A 19,536-nucleotide genomic window follows, 5' to 3' on the forward strand; every position below is an offset into this window, starting at 1 on the left:
TCCTCTAAAGGACGAAAGTCACACTTCCGCGGTACCACCTTCATTGAGGGTTCCTAGAGCATATACCTGAACTGCGTTGATCGCAGATTCATGATCATGCAGAAACCATCCCACTTGATCGCCTATAACGGAGGCAGCCGTTCAGCTTCACGCGTAACGCTTATGCTGACCGCTCAAGGATAGGTTCTGTAATGGCTCTGCGGCGGATGCTTGCAGCCTATGGCATTCCGCTCTCTGAACGCGACCTTCATTACGTACTGGTCCTGTCATCACGATAAGGGTATTCACTCTGGCACCCGCTGCTCCATGAGAGCAATGAGTGTATTACGAATAGAATACCATGTGATTCCAATGGAGTAAAGAAGGCGAACCCTGTATAAAGGGAGGTGACAGAAGATTCCTTTAGTTAGAAACACAATGAAATTGTTGATAAGCCCGATTATAAACCGAGACAGCATCATTGCACTAATCTAGCTTAGAATAGCGATAGTCTTCCTATTCGCTCGGCAGCTTCGCATAATCGCGCCTCTGGCGCGAGCAGTCCGACCCGGACGTAGCCCTCTCCATGCTTACCAAATCCGATGCCTGGCGCGGTGACAACATTGGCACGCTCCAGTAGTAAATCTGCGAATTGGGCAGAGTTGTAATTTTTAGGAACTGGGAGCCAAGCGAAGAAGGATCCTGCCGATGGAACGGCCTCCCAGCCAATGCGATGAAGCTCCTTGAAGAATACATTCCTGCGCTGTTCATATGTCGCACACAGTTCATGAACTGGTTGCTGCGAACCGGTCAATGCGGCGGCAGCGGCAGCCTGAACAGCACCGAATAGGCTAACATACATGTGATCCTGCATCAGATTGATTAGGCGGATAAGCTCTTTATTGCCAACAGCAAATGCAACTCGCCACCCGGCCATGTTGTAAGTCTTGGACATCGTGTAGAATTCGATACCGACTTCCTTCGCACCAGGCGTCTGTAAGAAGCTCACAGGCCGTTTTCCATCAAATCCAATCGATCCATATGCGAAATCACTGGCAACGACGATATTATGCTTCGCTGCAAATTGCACGGTGTCCGCATAGAAATCAGAACTTGCAGTCGCTGCCGTTGGATTGTTCGGATAGTTCAGGAACATTAGCTTAGCCCGTTCTAGCTGCTGCTTCGTAATCCGTTCATAATCTGGAAGGAATTGATTTTCTTCCAACAATGGCATCATGACCATGTCAGCACCAGCAAGGGCAACGCCAGACCAATAATCAGGATAGCCTGGATCTGGAACGAGGCAGACGTCGCCTGCGTTAAGCAGAATTTGACTGATTTCAACGAGTCCCGTCTTGCCTCCGAACAATACGGCTACTTCTGTATCGGGATCGAGATCCACATTATAGTCTTCCTTATACCGCTTGGCTATCGCTTCCTTCAAGTAGCGATGTCCACTGAATGGAGGGTATTTATGATTGATTGGGTCAGTTGCTGCTTCCTGCAGCGCAGTCACAATATGAGGAGCAGTTGGCAAGTCAGGATTGCCCTGACCAAGATTGATGACATCATGACCGTCAGCGATGCGAGCGTTCGTCCGCTGCACAAGCTGGGCAAAGAATTGCTTCGGAAGCCGGTTCATGCGTGCGGCCGGCTTGATCGAGATAGAACGGTATGTTTCTTCTAACATGTCTTATCCACTCCAGCACCCGGATTCGTTATCGGTTATCAAAATAATAACGATAATTTAGCATGTTTCCACTGAAGTGTATACCCTTTTTTTTCATCGATTTCCGTAGCTTACATACGGTTTTTCTTTAAATACAACTTATCCGCTCGATTTTTCAGCCTTTCCTGTCGGTTCTGTTGTCAATAGCTGCTGCATAAATGGTTTGACATCTAAATTTATTCGTAGCAAATAGGGCTTGCGTTCCTTCGAGAATACGAGCAGCAGCGGATCTTTATCTGGGCAATAGATAAGAAATACGTCTTTTATCTGCACCGTCTCTCTTGGAAGAACCACATCAGCCACTGATGTTAATGGGATACGTACGATATATCCACATTGATGCCCAATCGTGAGCTGAGGGGACAGTCCGGTTATCGACTTGAGCCAAGAAGCAGCGACTGCTTGGAACTCCTTGCTGTTAGGGAACGTCTTCACAATCCGTTGTGCCTTAATATCGAACAGTTGGATCGGAGGACTTGCAGCCGAATCGCTGCCTTCACCCGGTGCCCATGCGGATACAGAATTCGTCATCAGTGTACTTGTGCTGCATACAAGTAAGAGAGCAATAGCTACGACCCATTTGACCATACAACGATTGCGCATGCTACTTTTCATCCTTTCGAGACCGCGGTGGGTGATTATTCGTTGTTTATTTTTGATTCCGCTTGCTTCCTTAACGTACCCATCTTGACTCCAATCCATGAAAAGGTATGATGGATGGTAGAAAGTGCTACCGAAGAACAAATGCATGCTGAAAGCCGAGAGAAGGAGTGTATACGATGGAACAATTATGGAATGTGTGTGCGATTCAAATGGATGTTGCAATCGGCGAACCGGACAAAAATATGGAGAACGTTATTCAATGGATCGGCAAAGCAATGGAGAGAGATTCGAAGCCGGACGTCATTGTGCTTCCAGAAATGTGGAATACAGGTTATGCACTTGAGCGGATTCACGAAATAGCAGATGTAAATGGACAGCAGACGAAGCAAATGCTCACGATGCTTGCTGCACGATATGGTGTAAACATTGTAGGTGGTTCCGTATCGGTTCGTGAAGGCGACCAGATCTACAACCGGGTGTATGCAGCAGATCGTAACGGCGACATTGTTGGCGCCTATGACAAGGTTCATTTGTTCCAGTTGATGGATGAACATGTTTATTTATCTTCCGGAAATGCGCTCGGGACGTTTACCCTAGATGGTGTGAAGTGTGGGGTTATTATTTGTTATGATCTCCGTTTCCCGGAATGGACCCGAACAATGGCGCTCCAAGGTACAGAAGTTCTATTTGTTCCAGCTGAGTGGCCGCATCCACGGCTTCATCATTGGAAGACGCTGTTGACTGCGAGAGCCATTGAAAATCAAATGTATGTGGTAGCCTGCAATCGAGTCGGTACGAGCAAGGGGGCTTCCGGACAAGAGACAGCTTTCTTCGGACATTCGGCAATTATTGATCCATGGGGGGATACACTTGCTTCATCAGGGGAACAGGAGGCATTTGTGCAGGCACCGATCTCTCTGTCGCTCGTACAGGAGGTGCGGGGGCGAATTCCTGTGTTCGCTGATCGTAGAGAATCGCTTTATCAATCTGCTACGGCTTCCTATGGTTCTGCTCCATTGCTTGATCGTGTATGATGTCGAGAAAAGAGCGGCATAAGCGGGCAGACACATCTCGTAAACGTCGTCAAGCACGTCTTCTTTTTCTCATTATTGGATGTACAATAGGTGTGCTCCTTCTAGTCTGGTCTGGATATGGCGCTCATGTGGTAGATTGGGTGCTGGGTATAGATGGTGATGGTAGAGTCCTTCATCAAAACGGTACGGATGCGATCCAATTGAAGGGTTCGGATTCTTCATTTGACCAGAAAATTGTAAACGGCTCTGCAGAAGACAACATTCAAGTGGAAAAATGGCTGCAAGCACTCACCTTAGACGAGAAAATTGGCCAAATGTTTTTGGTTCACTTATCTGCGCTTACTGCTGAGAAGCCTAACCAAGCGCTGTCGAATATCCTTCATGAACTGGCTCCTGGAGGCGTTATTTTATTCAAAGATGACATCAAGACTGTGGGGCAAACGGTTGAAGACAATGTCCAAATGCTCCGATCATCCCGTATCCCACTCTGGATTGGCGTAGATCAGGAGGGGGGAGTAGTAAATCGTATCCTGTTCACTGGCGATTGGAATGGAAATATGGCGATTGCTGCGACTGGACAACCCCAGCTTGCGAAGGAAACGGCTATTGAAACGGGCAGCCTCATGCAGTTGCTCTCCTTCAACCTAAATTTTGCCCCTGTTGCTGATGTAAATGATGATCCGCACAATCCCGTCATCGGACTTCGCTCATTTGGCTCTGAGCCTAAACAGGTGTCTGCGTACGTACGCGCCTATGTACAGGGAGCACATTATAGCGGCATGCCAGCCATTGTGAAACACTTCCCTGGGCACGGCTCGACACGTACTGATTCGCATGTGGGACTACCTCAGTTGACTCATGACTTGAAGCGGTTCGAGCAAGTAGAATGGTTGCCCTTCAAGGCAGCCATTGAAGAAGGAGTGGATATGATTATGTCCGCTCACATTCAGGTTCCTCAACTTGAGCCGAAGACAACCTCCTCTCAAAAAGATGGCTCACTCATCACGATTCCAGCTACACTATCTTCCCGTGTCCTTACAGATATTTTACGTGATCAATTGCATTTTCAGGGGGCCATTATTACGGATGCATTGAATATGAAGGCGATTGCGGATCATTTTGGTTCGGATGAAGCTGCTGTAATGTCCATCCAAGCAGGTGCAGATGTGCTCTTGATGCCCCCTAAGCCGCATCAGGCAATATCTGCGATTCATAAAGCGATAGAAGAGGGGACATTGACCGAGCAGCGCATTGATGAGAGTGTGCGTCGCATCTTGCACTTAAAGTTGAAGTATAAGGTGACGAATGCAAAGCAGGCTTCTCAATTAAATGTGGAACAAGCGATTGGGAAAGCCCAATCATTTATTGCTTCCAATCAGGCGCAGGGATTAATGAAGCGCATAGCGGAACAGGCTGTTACACGTTGGGGGACAGATTCTATTGCTAATCAGCCCAGTGAGCTGATTACATCCAGTATGAACCAAGTACTTCTGGTCGGTCATGATAGCGCCAGCTTGGAAGCGATGCAGCGTGCATTAGTAGCTGAGGTGAAGGGAAGACGAGATGTTGGGGCGGAGGAGAAGGAAGCTCATGCAGCAGCTAATCGCAACAAGGTGCGTTCGGCTGAGATTGACGTTCGAGTGAGTAAGCTTGAAGATACAGGATTGACCGATGCAATCAGAGCCGCAGATGCCATCGTTATCGTGACGAACGATGTATACCGACAGCCTCGTAGAACCAAACTGTTTAACAAGTTGGTAGCTCAGCTTGACCAAATGAAGAAGCCTGTTGCAGTCGTTGCAGCAGGACTTCCCTATGATGCTCAGGCTTTGGCTAACATTCCAATCGGCTATGCGATTTATGGGCTAACGGATAGTAATATGCGGGCAGCAGCACGAGTATTGTTTGGACGCGCTGCTGCATTAGGTCAATTCCCTGTTGCGGTTGCAGGATTGCCATAATGCGAATCGATGAGCTGATTCGTACATAGAGATACGATCTCATTCAGACTTCTTAGGTTGATTCATCGTTCCTCCGGCGCGAACTCGCGAGCCGAAGCGGGCTGTGATCGTATCTTGCAGTGTCTGCATGAAGGCTTCTGCCGCATGGGACATATAGCGGCCTTCACGATACGCGATAACAAGCGTACGGGAAGGTCTTCCTGTCAGCGGAAGATATAACGGAACAAATTCGCTTCGAGGAGCAGTCGCAATAAATGAAGGAACTAAGGCAACCCCCATACCAGCTGCTACGAGAGACTGGACGGTCTCAATGTTCGTGCTCTCGAATACGACATTCGGGGTAAAACCGGCTTCCTGGCACAATTGTACGGTAATTTGCCGGAATCCTTGACCACGCTTCAAGAGAATGAAGGGCTCGTCTCGGAGGTCTGATAAGGACACCGGACTTGGCTCAGAACATTTGCAATGCTGCTTGGCAAGAGAATGCTGAGGGGGGATTGCCAGCAGAATCTCCTCTTCCACGACAGGTCGATAGGTAAGAGAATCATCCGTTAAGGGCAGAGATAGCAGGCATAGATCATTCTTGCCTTGGGCCGTCATTCGCTCCAGGTTGGACGTCGAAGTATCCTCTACGAGTACCAGATCGATGGCTGGATAGCGTTCATGGAATTGAGGAAGGACATGGGGGAGGATATGGGATCCCGTAATCGGCATTGTCCCGATAACCACCTTTCCTCTCTTCGTCTGGCTGATATCGGCCATTTCGTTCTTCAGCTGTTCCATCGCATCGAGCATCTTTTGTGCGCGGTCGACGAATACCTCTCCTGCATGTGTGAGTTCCACTGAATTGGTCGTTCGTTGAAATAAGAGGACGCCAATTTCCTTCTCTAGCTTCGACAACTGCTGGCTTAATGAAGGCTGTGCGATGTGCAGCTTCTCAGCAGCCCGGGAGAAGTTCCTCTCCTGTGCAATTTGGACGGCATAGAGCAGCTGTCTAAATTCCATGTCCGTTCATCCTTTCTCTGTATAACTTATAGGTTAAACCTATTGTAATTATAGATATTATATCTTGGATCAATGAAGAAAGAAATGCTATATTTGGTGGCAAGAGAAATAGAGAGAGAAGCGTAAAATCGCGGAGAGGTGAAGGAAATGACGATAAAGAAGACCATGTACGAGAAGATTTGGGATCGGCACGTCATCGTGCAAGAAGAAGGCAAACCAAGCATTTTATACATTGATTTGCATTTGGTGCACGAGGTAACATCCCCGCAAGCTTTTGAAGGATTGCGCTTGAGCGGCCGCAAGGTAAGACGTCCGGACCTTACATTTGCAACAATGGATCATAATGTACCGACGAAGGATCGGTTCAACATAACAGATCCAATCTCGAAGCAGCAGATCGATACATTATCACAGAACTGTGCAGACTTTGGTGTTACGCTGTTCGACCTGGACAGCATTGATCAAGGCGTGGTGCACGTTATGGGGCCTGAGCTTGGTCTTACTCATCCAGGGAAGACAATTGTCTGTGGGGACAGCCATACGTCGACGCACGGTGCATTCGGCGCCCTTGCGTTCGGAATTGGCACAAGCGAAGTTGAGCATGTCATGGCTACACAATGCTTGCAGCAAGCGAAGTCGAAGACGATGGAAGTGCGCTTCGTTGGCAAGCGCAAGCCAGGCGTTACTGCGAAGGATATGATCTTGGGCTTCATTGCGCAGAACGGCACTGATTTTGCAACTGGGTATGTCATTGAATACACAGGCGAATCCATCCGCGAATTGACGATGGAAGAGAGAATGACTGTATGCAATATGTCCATTGAAGCGGGTGCACGTGCTGGTCTAATCGCACCAGACGAGACAACATTCCAATACTTGCGTGATCGTCAGTATGTGCCTCAAGGCGAAGCTTTCGATGCTGCTGTTGCAGAGTGGAAGAGCTATGTAACCGATGAGGGCGCTGCTTATGATGTTGTTGTTGAAGTGGATATGGATCAGCTTATCCCACAGGTGACTTGGGGAACGAGCCCAGGTATGGGTACCGATATTACGTCGAATGTACCGAACCCTGCTGATTTTACAACCGAAAATGAACGTAAAGCTGCTGAGAAAGCACTTGAATATATGGATCTGACACCTGGTACGCCGATGACTGAAATTGCTGTCGACTATGTATTTATCGGCTCATGTACAAATGGCCGTATCGAGGATTTGCGTGCAGCGGCTGAGATAGCTAGAGGCTACAAGGTGAGCGATAAGGTAACGGCTATCGTTGTTCCAGGCTCTGGTCGGGTTAAGCTTCAGGCGGAGAAAGAAGGCTTGGATCAAGTATTCGTGGAAGCGGGCTTCGAATGGCGTGATGCTGGATGCAGTATGTGCCTTGCCATGAACCCGGATGTGCTCCAGCCAGGACAACGATGTGCTTCGACTTCCAACCGTAACTTCGAAGGACGTCAAGGCCGCGGTGGACGTACGCATTTGGTATCGCCAGCAATGGCAGCAGCAGCGGCAATCAAGGGTCATTTCGTTGATGTGCGCAACTGGGAAATCAAAGCGGAAGTATTGAACTAAGGGAGGAACGAATCATGCAACCATTTACATCATTGAACGGTCTTGTTGCCCCAGTTGATCGGGTCAACGTGGATACAGATGCAATCATTCCCAAGCAATTTTTGAAGCGTATTGAACGGAGCGGATTCGGCCAGTTCTTGTTCTACGAGTGGAGATTCGACGAGGCGGGCAACGTTATTCCTTCCTTCACCTTAAACCAGCCGCAATATGAAGGAGCTTCCGTATTACTGTCCCGTGCGAATTTCGGTTGCGGTTCTTCACGTGAGCATGCACCATGGGCGATTCTTGATTATGGCTTCCGCTGTGTTATTGCTCCATCATTCGCAGATATTTTCTACAATAACTGCTTCAAGAATGGTATTCTTCCTATTAAGCTGTCAGAAGAGCAAGTTGATGAACTATTCCGTCGTGCAGCGGAGAAGGACGGCTATCGTCTGGACGTGAATTTGGAAGAGAAGACAATTACGGATGAGTACGGATTGAACTACACTTTCGATCTGGATGAGCACCGTCGCCAATTTTTGCTGCAAGGTCTCGATGATATCGGATTGACGCTGAAGCATGAAGATGCAATTACTGCATACGAAGCTGCGAATGCGGGGCGTGTCGCTTACCCAGTCGTATAAGCACCGTTGACAATAGAAGGTATTACAATCCCTGGATTCGCTTCGGCGTTCCAGGGATTTGAAGACATTCAGTTTGCTGATGAGCAATTTGATGTGGTGATTAGTTCGCTAGCCTTTCATTGTATTGAGTCGTTCGATACGATTTGTGACAAAGTCTATCACAGCTTAAAACCAGGGGGCGTGTTTCTGTTCTCGGTGGAGCATCCGATCTTCACTTCGCGCAATGAACAAGATTGGGTGTACGATGAGCAAGGGAATATCCTCCATTGGGCAGTGGATGGCTATCAGGATGAAGGGAAGCGTGAAACGGCCTTCTTAACGGAGGATGTCGTTAAGTATCATCGAACGTTTGCTACGTATATGAGTAACTTGATTGATGCGGGATTTACGATACATGCAGTGAAGGAGCCGACTCCATCTGAGAAAATGCTGCGAGAAATACCCGGGATGACTGATGAACTGCGCAGACCCATGTTCTTAATTATTTCTGCTACTAGAAGTTGATATTTTTAGAGAGGGTAGACCATTTTCTATTTGCACTTTTTGTATGATCAGGTGCGAAATAGAGAACGGTCTTTTTGTTGTTGTTACATATCCTGTCAATATTTATGTTCAAATGCGCAATTTTTGTCTTGCCATGTGGGAGTAGGTGATTTACAGTGAAAACAAGGGATATTTTAGCAGGTTTATTTTAGCCAAAAAATGTAGAAACTACGCAACTTTTGTACTTTTTATACGTCTAATAATACGTCCGTTCTTAATAGACAAATAGAATAGTGCGGAACATGACGAAAGGATGTAGAGGTGAAGATGCAGAAAAAACAAAAATTTGCGGTTGGATTGCTATTAATGCTGTTGTGTTTAGTGTTTCCTACGCTGGGACAAGCTGCACCTAATACGAGCTTGTACTTGAATGGAAATTCTTTGGCGATGCCAGAGAACATTTTGATGCTGAACAATTCGGTCATGGTCCCGATTCGCGTCGTTTCTGAAGAGTTGGGTTATAAGGTTGATTGGAATCAGAAGGCGAAGACGGTAGCTATAAATGATAATAGCAGAAGCATGAATCTCACCGTCAATCAGAAGACGGCGACAGTTGACAACAAGAGTGTTACACTTGTTGCACCACCGGTTATTAAAGGCGAAACTACACTAGTCCCACTTCGTTTTATCGGGGAGAATATGGGGTTGAAAGTGGATTGGGACAACTCAACCAAATCCGTGTACATGTTCACTTCCGACGAAGTAACGCCCCCAACACCTGATAAAGGCAATGAGGACAAGCCGACAAAGCCGGACAACGGCAATGGAGATAATGGCAGTAATGGTGGAGACCAAGCAAAGCCAGATAACAATACTTCAGTCGTTACGAACTTTTCTTTTGACAATAATCAATTACATATTGCTTTAGATCGTAATGTAAGACCGAGCATTATGACGATGGACAGCCCTAACCGGGTAGTTATTGATTTGCCGAATGCAGTGTTCTCGGACGAGTTCTATGAAAAATATAGTTTCAATAAAGATGGACAAGGGGAATATGTAGTATCAGATTACCCAGATGTTCAGCGCATTCGCTTTGCAATGTTCAGCGATAAGCCGAATACAGCGCGCTTCGTTATTGATTTGAACTACCCGTTGAATGGTGAAGTCACACTGAATGATCAAGGTTTGACGACCATTTCGCTGAATCAAAAGAGTGGAAATGACGATGGGAACGGCAATGGCGGAACAACGAAACCACCTGTAACGCCAAACAAACCAAATGGTACTTATACCGTTGTGATTGATGCAGGCCATGGAGGCAAGGACTCCGGTGCGCTTAGCTTGACGAAGAAGACGGAAAAGGACTTTACTTTGTCACTTTCCTTGAAAGTCGGAGAACTGCTTCGTAAAGAAGATAAGATCAATCTTGTTATGACGCGCGAAGACGACTCATTCCCTGAATTATCGGATCGTTCATCGCTTGCGAACAAAATTGGTGCGGATATATTCGTATCGATACATGGAAACAGCGCGAAAAATAGCCCTTCCGTAACAGGTACGGAGACGTTCTATTATCACAAGAGCAGCGAAGCATTTGCCAAGACGTTGCACAAAAATTTATTGAATGGAACGCAATTGAAGGATCGGGGTATCAAATTTGGAGATCTCCATGTCGTTCGGGAAACGAAGATGCCGTCGGCTCTGCTCGAAATAGGCTTTTTGACGAGCACGAATGACGAACCAAAAATGTATGACGACCAGTTCCAATGGCGCGTTGCGGAGAACATTGTCAAAGGGATTAAAGAATATTTGGGCGTATCCTGATTCCATAAAAAATGCAACCTTTGACGATCTGTTGCGTTATGAACGATGTAAAGGAGGTCGTGCTTCATGAAGACACGAAAATGGTGGGCACTTGCTGCCGCAGTTCTATCCATTACAATTATAAGTGCGTGCGGTGCTAAACCGACAACAAATGGAGCTACTCAATCTGAGCAGCCAACAGCTGAACAACCTACGACGGAGCAGCCGACAACAGAGCAGCCGAACGAGGAAAAGCCGTCAGACGAGACAACGAAGCCTGAGCAGCCAACAACTGACAGAGGTCAAGGAACGAAGTCTGACAAGCAAGAAAAGTCGCTTGACGTATTTGTCTCTGATGATCAGCTGATGGAATTGAAGTCGTATAAGAAGATGATCCAGTTCTCTAATGATGACGAGAAATATGAAGCTGCACTTTCAGCGTTGAAGACATCTGACAATGATAAAGATATTCCGTTGTGGGAAAAGATCGACTTCAAATCTGTGAAAATGGATAAGGGAACGCTAGTCATTGACATTCATATTCCGGAAGAGGGTCATCTTGGAGCAGGCGGAGAGGCTTTTGCATTGGATGCTCTTACTAAAACGCTGTTCCAATTCGATGAAGTAAAGGCAATTGATATTCTGGTAGATGGAAAGTCAGATGAAAGCTTGATGGGCCATGTTACGTTGAAACATCCAATCAAGCGTCCATAGAGATCTGCACGAATCATGTAATTGAACAAAATAATACCAACAATTATTCAAGAACAGGGGCAGGAATTGCCCCTGTTCTTGTCGAAAAAGAACATCTTACGAAGAAATATATGTGGAAGGGGATGCATCATGCAAATAAATTCTAAACCGTGTGTGCGCAAAGCGCGAGCATTAACAAGTGCATTATTGGCCGTATCCATGATGCTGACGTCTATGCAATTCGCGATGGCAGCTGAATCAAATACCGCTACAAAGACAAATCAAGTTACATCAACTTCGAGTACAAGTCCGATATTCAGCGATGTTAAGCTTGGTTATTGGGCAGAGAAACATATACATAAGCTTGCAGCATTGGATATTTTAAAGGGGAATAACGGCAAGTTCCGTCCTGGTGACGATGTAACGCAGCAGGAAGCCATCACAATGGCAATTCGCTATATGGGACTAGAGGGTGAATTGAATGCTGCAGATTCCGTAGCACTACCTGCTGATTTTAAGGTCGGGAATTTCTTCAAGCCGTATATTGTTCTGGCATTCCAAAAAGGGCTGTTGGAAAAAGAAGAAGAAATGGCGAAGCCGGATCCGAAGCAAGCATGGGGCGATCAAAAGGCAACCCGTGAATGGGTGACGAAAATTTTGGTTCGTGCTGTAGGAAAACAAGCAGATGCAGAGCGTGCAAAGAACAAGAAGACGACATTTGCCGATAATAGCAAGATTAGCGCGTCTGCATTAGGATATGTCAACACTGCTGTTGATCTGGAATTGACTACGGGAATGAGCGGCAACAAATTCGAGCCGCAAGGCAAAGTAACGCGCGCGCAGCTTGCAACATTCTTCAGTCGCGGAGAAAAAGTATCTAAGGTAAAGCACGCATTCGAATCATTCGGTTATGTGATGAGCCTAACGGATCAAGAGATTCGCTTGTATACGGAAGAGGGCAAGACAGCAACCTTCCGCCGCGATAAAAACACGATGTACTACAAAAATGACAGCGAGCAGGCGATCAATGCCTCCGATATTGGCCTATACATGAAAATCCGTGTCGCTGGACAATCGGGAAGCGCGGCATATGTTGAATTATTAGACGCTGAACCGAAGGTGGAAACTTCAACGGTTAAGCTGAGGTATGTTGCGCCTTCAGAGAAGAAGCTGTATTTCACGAAGGATGGCACTGATGCATTGTCTGATATTGTGTACGACAACAGCGCGACTGTATTCAAGGATGCCAGCGGCAACACGATCGATCCTTCTAAGCTGATGGCGGACAGTGAGCTTGTCATCAAGCGTGAAACGTTTACGAATGAACGCAAAATTATTGAGGTTCAAGTAAAGTCTGGGCCTGTCAACAAATCGGCCAAAGGTACTATTACTTCTATTGATGTGAGAAACCGTTCCGTGACGATCAAGAACGAACAAGGTGAGAGTGAAACCTACACGGTTTTGGAGGGAGCATACGTTCGGTATAAGGATCAATTGTTATCCGGTCTAAGCAGTATCAAGGAAAATGACAGCGTCAATTATACGGTGAAAAATAGCGTCGTAACGGAAATCGAATTGACAAATGCCCAACAAGTTACGATTTCTGGTACGCTGTACGAAAAAGGTGCGACGAAAACGAGCATCACGATCCGAAAAGAAAACAATGAACTCGTGGCGAAGCTGCTTGCTCGTGATGTAAAGATTGAAATTGACGGAATGAACAATCCAACGTTCGACGATATTGTCGCAGGAGAATACGGAGATCGCGTCGAGCTGGCCATGAACAGCGAGGATCAGGTTGCCAACATCAAAGTAATGAACCGCAAGGCGGAAATGATAATTGGAGCTACAGTTGTAGATTTTGATAAAACGAACAAACTGTTAATGGTAACTGACGAGCGCAAAGAACCTCACGTCTTTAAGCTCACATACGAGACTCGCTTTGAGAATAACGGCTCCAAGGTTGGACTTGAGGATATCGCAAATCAGCTTAAGGATGGCAAACGCAAGGTGAATGTGCAACATACGGCCAAAAACGCGCTTCTGGTGCAGCTCGTCAACAAATTCGAAGGAACATTCGTCTATGCAAGCTCTACCGCGAAGACAGTGACGATGAAGCTTGCGAACGGACAAACGGTAACATTGCCTTATAAGGGGACTGAGCTAAGCGTAGAAAAGTATGGGAAAAACAATGTGACCTTGAATGATGTGAATAATGGTGATACAATAGTTGCCTACTTCACGGATGATCAATCCACACTATCGTCTCTCGCTGTTCGGCAAACGCTACAATTCGATATCGCGTATCGGGATGCGTCGGGGTATCGCCTTCGTCTGCGCTCGAGCGACTCGAAGGTTGAGGACTTTTATGTGGGAAATGCCAAGATCTATGATCTGAATAATAAAGAGATCAAGATTGCAGACTTGAAGGATAATGACTATGTCAACGTTGTAATGGACGGACGTTCTATCGTGGAAGTGCGTCAAGTTCAAGTTACTTATGGCCGAGTAGAGTCTGTGGATACAAACAACGGAACAATTCGAGTACGCGACAATGCTGGCTCCTTATCTGTGCACCAAGTAGGCAAGAACGCGCAAATTCAGGTTGATAATTCTTCTTCTACTTCGAATTTGAGCGCTTTGAAAGAAGGAGACCGCGTAGAGGTACGCAAGGACACAAGCGATCTTTCAGCTGTGAAGCTGGTCAGCGGAATGAAGCGCAGCTTCTGGCGCTATAATTCAAATACAAATGAATTGTATGTAAAGCGCACGATGGCTGAAAACAATTATATATTCAAAGTTCATCCGAATGCATCTATTCATTCGAAGGGCGAGAAAATCAGCCTGTCTTCCATTAAAGAAGATACCGATATTATGTTGTATATCATTAAGGATCAGGTTGTTGAAATCGAGAAAGTGTCTTAAACTACGATTAGGTTCACTTCGAACCGTCTCACCTTAGCGGGTGAGACGGTTTTTAGATGTGAATAGTCAAGCAGAATGGATAGAAAGGTGAGGTGACTTCCAGATGGCAACAAGTGCCCGCGTCCGACATATCCTCGATACGATTGGTCAAATGTACCCTGACGCGCATTGCGAGTTGACTCACGCCAATCCGTTCGAATTGACAATTGCAGTCCTGTTGTCAGCGCAGTGCACGGACGAGACGGTGAACAAAGTAACAGCTACGCTGTTCCAGAAATATAAAACACCGGAAGACTATCTAGCAGTTCCGCTTGAAGAGCTGGAGTCAGATATTCGGCGCATTGGCTTATTCCGCAACAAGGCCAAAAATATTCAAAAACTATGCCGCATGCTCATAGATAAATATGAGGGTGAAGTACCAAGAGAGCATGCTCAGCTAACAGAGCTTCCAGGTGTCGGCAGAAAGACGGCCAATGTGGTCGTATCCAACGCCTTCGGTGTTCCTGCAATGGCAGTGGACACACATGTCGAGCGCGTCTCCAAGCGCTTGCGACTTGCCAACGAAGACGATAGTGTGTTGGAAGTGGAGAAAAAGCTGATGCGTAAAATTCCCCGTGAGGAATGGACAGATACGCATCACCGGTTAATCTTTTTTGGACGTTATCATTGCAAAGCGCAATCCCCCAAATGTGACATTTGTCCGCTGTTAGATAGCTGTCGAGAGGGTAAAATACGTATGAAAGCGACCAAACCTAGAAAGACTGGAAACTATAAGAACGTGGATGGGAGTCGGTCGTGATGAAATGTATTTCGGTATACACGAATGATTTTGAACAATTCTCTAATATTTATGAAAAGATTATGCAAACACCTATGCAAGAGGATGAAGAACGTGAGATTGATGGCGTTACGGTATATGCAGCTGGACAAGTTCCTGATCAGTATGTAGAACGTATGCGTCAAAAACGTGATGTTGTCGTAATGCGCGTGAAAGATTCAGGCATTACTATTTTACAGCGCGGAGAACAATTCGAAATCATTCTCCCCGAACAGCAAAATATGGTACACTAGAAACCGAGTATAAGGCAAAAAGAGGAAGCCGATTACTCGGTTTTTTCTATGCGCAAAAATGACAATTCGTGTTCCGTTAGGATAAAAGCGGTGAGGGAGACGTGAATGGAGAAGATGAATGCGAGGTTGCACACCAATTCGGCCATTGTGGAAAGAGATAGCGATGAACTCGGAAAATGGCTGAAGCATACAGCGGATCAGATGCGGCATAGGGGAGATGTGCAGCACGCCGAGAAGATGATTGAGCTTGCGAAGAAGTGGCAAGAAGCGATTGTGATGGTCACGTTTTGTGGACACTTTTCGGCAGGCAAGTCAAGTGTAATTAATGCATTATGCGGCAAGCAGCTGCTTCCGTCGAGTCCGATTCCAACGAGTGCGAACGTGGTTACGCTCCGCTACGGAGAGCGTCAGGCGCGGGTTCTACGCAGATCTGAACAAGATGGAACGGTTCTTGAAGAGCCTGTGCAATTCGAGCAGCTGGATGATGTGTGCCGTGATGGTGCTGGTATAGAACGTGTCGTTCTTTTTGATGAAATTGATTGGATGAAGCAAGGCGTTGCTCTGCTGGATACACCCGGAGTAGATTCTACAGATGCGGCACATCGAGCAGCTACGGAGGAAGCCATGCATCTGGCTGACATTGTGTTCTATGTGACGGACTATAATCACGTCCAGTCGGAGACGAACTTCGCATTCGCGAAGGAGGTTGCAGATGCAGGTAAGCCGCTTATCTGGATTGTGAATCAAATCGACAAGCACAGGGAGCAGGAGCTTACCTTCGAATCGTATCAGAGCGATGTCCGAAGTGCACTTGATGCATGGCAGTTGAAGCCCGAAGGCGTATTCTACATCTCTGTAAGGCAGCCAGAACATCCATTGAATGAATGGAATGCATTAGAAGCCTATGTTCGTCAGACGGCGAGAGAACGGCTGCCGCTCGTTCGATATGGTATCTTACGTGCGGCACGTGAGCTCGTGTCTGCCCATGCAAAGGTTTTAAAGGAGCCGTTTGTAAGTAAACGTGAACAGCTAGTGGAACGTATAGGCGACGAAGCCTCTTTGGCTGCTTGGAAGGAACAGCTGCATCTAACGGAACAGCGCATTGCAGAGCTTACAGCCCAGGAGCAGGAAGTAAATGCATCGTTCCAGAAGAAAGTGCAACAGCTGCTTAGTAATGCGAATGTTACGCCTGCAGTAATGCGTGAACAGGCGCAGCGATATTTAGAATCCCGCAAGCCTGGCTTCAAGGTCGGTTTCTTATTCTCCAGTGCGAAGACAGACAATGAACGCACGCAACGACTGCAGTCCTTCACATCCATCTGGAAGGAAGGGTTGCGGGCAAATGTTGAGGTTCATCTCATCCAAATGATTCGCTCGCTGGCTGAAGAGGTAGGAGCAAACGAGCAGGAAGCATCGGCTGCGATGGAGCAAGCCATGCCTGATCTAGGTGATTCCTGGCTTGCTGATTCGGTGTCAGAGGGAGCGAGCGGTTCACCTGAGTATACCTTGAATTATTGCAGATCAATAGCTGATGAAGCACGCGCGATGCTGCGTAGAGCCGCTTTGACAGTGGCAGAGCCATTACTAGAGATCAAGCTCCGTCAATATCGTGAAGAGCTTACGCGGGCAGAATCTAAGCTTGCTTCCATGAGCGAGCTCTCCCTCGAATTCTCGGAAGTGGAGAATCGACTACAAGCTACTACAGGGATCGAATCGGAATTGGTTCAAGCCATACAATTATGGCTGCCTGCTGATAAGCTGGAATGTGGCTGGATGGGTCTTCTTCCCGATATTCACAGCTTGAAGCAGCAAGCAAACAGCAAGGAGAAGGTAGTAGGCCAGCAGCATGCTGCAGAGGCCAGGAACCAGGAACGCGTTCGCAATGCTCCAGCCGAGAGTGGCATAATTGATCACGTACAGCAGAGACGTTCAGATAAGCAAGCAATCGTTGAATCATGGTTGGAGTTGTCTACAGAGGCTGATGGGCTCGGGACAAGCGGCAATCTGGATAGACATGCCCAAGATCAATCTTTTGCAAAAGACTCTGAGCGCAATCTCACTACTGATCATGGGTCAGCTCCTAGTGGAACAGAACAGCGGTCAGAGGCTGCTGCTCCTAGCCAAGTTCGGGGCAAGCTAATCCATACAGCTCAGAAGCTGGAGCAAGCAGCAGGCGTGCTTGAACGGCTGGAATCGATGCAGATGCTCGCAGCAGAGATGCGGGAGAAGGCGAAGCGGCTTGACGAGAATCGCTTTACGGTTGCCTTGTTCGGTGCGTTCAGTGCAGGCAAATCATCGTTCGCGAACGCCCTTATCGGGCAAGATGCACTGCCAGTATCACCCAACCCGACAACAGCCGCAATTAATACGATCGAGGCAGCGACAGATGAGCATCCGCATGGCACGGCTCGCGTAACAATGAAGCGCGAAGCGAAGCTGCTTGATGACCTTCGCTATGCGCTAGAGACCTTGGGCGAGCCTAATGCATCCACCATGGATATGGATGAAGTGCTCCATTCGCTTGCGCGAATTCGTCCAGAGACAATTCATCCGTCTGGGCGGCCATATTATCGATTCATTCAGGCTGTGGATCGTGGGATAGATGAGGCTCGAGGCCTATTAGGTCAGGAGCTAATGGTTGATGAGGCACAGTATCGCTTATTTGTGAGTGATGAATCAAGATCAGCGTTCGTAGAGCGCATTGATTTGTTCATAGACAGTGAGCTTACGAGACAAGGCTTCGTATTCGTAGATACTCCGGGTGCGGATTCTATTAACGCGAGGCACACGGGTGTTGCATTTGAATACATGAAGCAGGCGGATATCATATTGTTCGTGACGTACTATAACCATGCCTTCTCCCAAGCTGATCGACAGTTCCTTACGCAGCTGGGCCGGGTGAAGGATGCCTTTGAGCTTGATAAAATGTTCTTTGTGGTCAATGCATCTGACCTTGCTGCCTCACCTGAAGAGCTGTCAAGTGTACTGGATTATGTGGAGGATCGTCTGCGCGAATTCGGTGTGCGCAGTCCGCGGCTATTTCCGATTTCGAGCTTGCAGGCATTGGAGGGCAAGCAGCAAGCACAGAAGGACAAGATTAGAACGTCGGGTATTGGTGAGTTTGAGCAGTCATTCCTAGAGTTTGCAGGCAATGAGCTGACTCAGCTCAGTATTCATTCGGCTCACAATAGTCTGGATAGGGCAGCAAGACAGCTGAAGGCGATGTGGGATGCCTCACATGCCGATGCAGCAGAGCGTGAACGGGAAGTCATTCGTTATCAAGCATTGGCCGAACAAGCGCGTCGCAGCTGCACGGAGTGGCTGGAGCGAGATGAATCAAGCCTATTCCAGCAGGAAGCAGATGAATTGCTCTACCATGTGGGTCAACGATTGCAATTCCGCTTCGGTGATATGTTCTCTCACGCCTTCAATCCGGCTTCCCTGCGCAGAGATGATCGGGATATAGATAGTGCGCTGCAGCGCTGTTATGTGGAATGGATTCGCCTATTTAGCAAAGAGCTTGCGAATGAACTGTATGCGACCTCATTGCGGATGGAGCAAGGGGCCAAGAAGATGGTGATGAGCTATCACAATCGTCTGCAGCAAGCCATAACGGAGCAGCTGCCCGGATACTCACCGGCTGATGTGGATATGGGGGCTTGGCCAACGCCAGAGGTATCAGGTGAGCTGGACTTGCCGAATGTAACAACGCGGTGGATTCGTGGTTATTTCCGCAATAGTAAGGCCTTTTTCGAAGGCAGCGGTCGCAGCGAACTTAGACAGGCGCTGGAGCTGCAGGCGATGCAGGCGGTTAAGCGGGTAACAGAAGCTCATCGGGAACAATTTATCGAACATATCCTCACTCACTATAATAAGGTCATTCAAAAGTCCTACAAGGAGCTGTCAGACGCGTTGGATCTGTATATGGAAAGATTGAACAATGCGCTGCATGCAAAAGTGGATGAAGAATTGCTTCAAGCTGTGATTAGTGCTTTGGAAGAGGTTATTTCGACAGATTCATAAAAGCATCCAAGTCAAGAGATGAATTC

At 47.3% G+C, this 19,536-nt stretch carries 13 protein-coding genes and 1 pseudogene; 11 read left to right on the forward strand and 3 right to left on the reverse strand.

Annotated elements, in window-relative coordinates:
- Positions 1-475 precede the first annotated feature (475 nt).
- Both PBN151_RS05435 and PBN151_RS05440 read right to left on the reverse strand, forming a co-directional pair.
- Positions 476-1,669, reverse strand: a complete 1,194-nt coding sequence (locus tag PBN151_RS05435) for a pyridoxal phosphate-dependent aminotransferase (RefSeq protein WP_072728004.1) — start codon at positions 1,667-1,669, stop codon at positions 476-478.
- 138 nt (positions 1,670-1,807) lie between these two features.
- Positions 1,808-2,311, reverse strand: a complete 504-nt coding sequence (locus PBN151_RS05440) for a type IV secretion system protein VirB6 (RefSeq protein WP_175560612.1) — start codon at positions 2,309-2,311, stop codon at positions 1,808-1,810.
- 176 nt (positions 2,312-2,487) lie between these two features.
- Here PBN151_RS05440 and PBN151_RS05445 point away from each other — a divergent pair, with 176 nt between their 5' ends.
- Positions 2,488-3,345, forward strand: coding sequence for a carbon-nitrogen family hydrolase (locus PBN151_RS05445; RefSeq protein WP_072728005.1), 858 nt, complete (start codon positions 2,488-2,490; stop codon positions 3,343-3,345).
- The gene (locus PBN151_RS05450) at positions 3,342-5,306 is read left to right on the forward strand and encodes a glycoside hydrolase family 3 protein (RefSeq protein ID WP_083544951.1); all 1,965 of its coding nucleotides are present in this window, start codon (positions 3,342-3,344) and stop codon (positions 5,304-5,306) included. Before PBN151_RS05445 ends, PBN151_RS05450 begins: the two co-directional genes overlap by 4 nt.
- Before the next feature lie 39 nt (positions 5,307-5,345).
- On the opposite strand, the gene PBN151_RS05455 is transcribed toward PBN151_RS05450, so the two are convergent.
- Positions 5,346-6,311 carry a LysR family transcriptional regulator gene (locus PBN151_RS05455; RefSeq protein ID WP_072728007.1) on the reverse strand — a complete coding sequence of 322 codons (966 nt, stop codon included), beginning with the start codon at positions 6,309-6,311 and terminating at the stop codon, positions 5,346-5,348.
- Positions 6,312-6,458: 147 nt separating this feature from the next.
- Between PBN151_RS05455 and leuC the strand changes: the two genes are divergently transcribed.
- The 9 genes and pseudogenes from leuC (at position 6,459) to PBN151_RS05500 (ending at position 19,510) form a co-directional block, all read left to right on the forward strand.
- Positions 6,459-7,883, forward strand: coding sequence for a 3-isopropylmalate dehydratase large subunit (gene leuC, locus PBN151_RS05460; protein ID WP_072728008.1), 1,425 nt, complete (start codon positions 6,459-6,461; stop codon positions 7,881-7,883).
- Between the two features lie 14 nt (positions 7,884-7,897).
- The gene (gene leuD / locus PBN151_RS05465) at positions 7,898-8,509 is read left to right on the forward strand and encodes a 3-isopropylmalate dehydratase small subunit (RefSeq protein WP_065291634.1); all 612 of its coding nucleotides are present in this window, start codon (positions 7,898-7,900) and stop codon (positions 8,507-8,509) included.
- Between the two features lie 60 nt (positions 8,510-8,569).
- Positions 8,570-9,013, forward strand: a pseudogene (locus tag PBN151_RS05470) (methyltransferase domain-containing protein); the annotation flags it as partial.
- A 306-nt stretch (positions 9,014-9,319) separates the two neighbouring features.
- Positions 9,320-10,819, forward strand: coding sequence for an N-acetylmuramoyl-L-alanine amidase family protein (locus tag PBN151_RS05475; protein WP_072728009.1), 1,500 nt, complete (start codon positions 9,320-9,322; stop codon positions 10,817-10,819).
- Between the two features lie 66 nt (positions 10,820-10,885).
- The gene (locus PBN151_RS05480) at positions 10,886-11,512 is read left to right on the forward strand and encodes a GerMN domain-containing protein (protein ID WP_072728010.1); all 627 of its coding nucleotides are present in this window, start codon (positions 10,886-10,888) and stop codon (positions 11,510-11,512) included.
- A 153-nt stretch (positions 11,513-11,665) separates the two neighbouring features.
- Positions 11,666-14,416, forward strand: a complete 2,751-nt coding sequence (locus PBN151_RS05485; RefSeq protein WP_227774411.1) for an S-layer homology domain-containing protein — start codon at positions 11,666-11,668, stop codon at positions 14,414-14,416.
- Between the two features lie 103 nt (positions 14,417-14,519).
- A complete protein-coding gene (gene nth, locus PBN151_RS05490; protein WP_021254622.1) occupies positions 14,520-15,215 on the forward strand; it encodes an endonuclease III in 696 nt (231 codons plus the stop codon).
- Positions 15,215-15,487 carry a hypothetical protein gene (locus tag PBN151_RS05495; protein ID WP_021254621.1) on the forward strand — a complete coding sequence of 91 codons (273 nt, stop codon included), beginning with the start codon at positions 15,215-15,217 and terminating at the stop codon, positions 15,485-15,487. The genes nth and PBN151_RS05495 overlap by 1 nt, the downstream gene beginning before the upstream one ends.
- Before the next feature lie 147 nt (positions 15,488-15,634).
- Complete coding sequence (locus PBN151_RS05500) at positions 15,635-19,510, forward strand: dynamin family protein (protein WP_227774413.1); 3,876 nt, start codon at positions 15,635-15,637, stop codon at positions 19,508-19,510.
- The last annotated feature ends 26 nt before the right edge of the window (positions 19,511-19,536 follow it).

The sequence above is a fragment of the Paenibacillus sp. NAIST15-1 genome (genome assembly GCF_001894745.1).
Classification (GTDB): Bacteria; Bacillota; Bacilli; order Paenibacillales; family Paenibacillaceae; genus Paenibacillus_B; species Paenibacillus_B suaedae.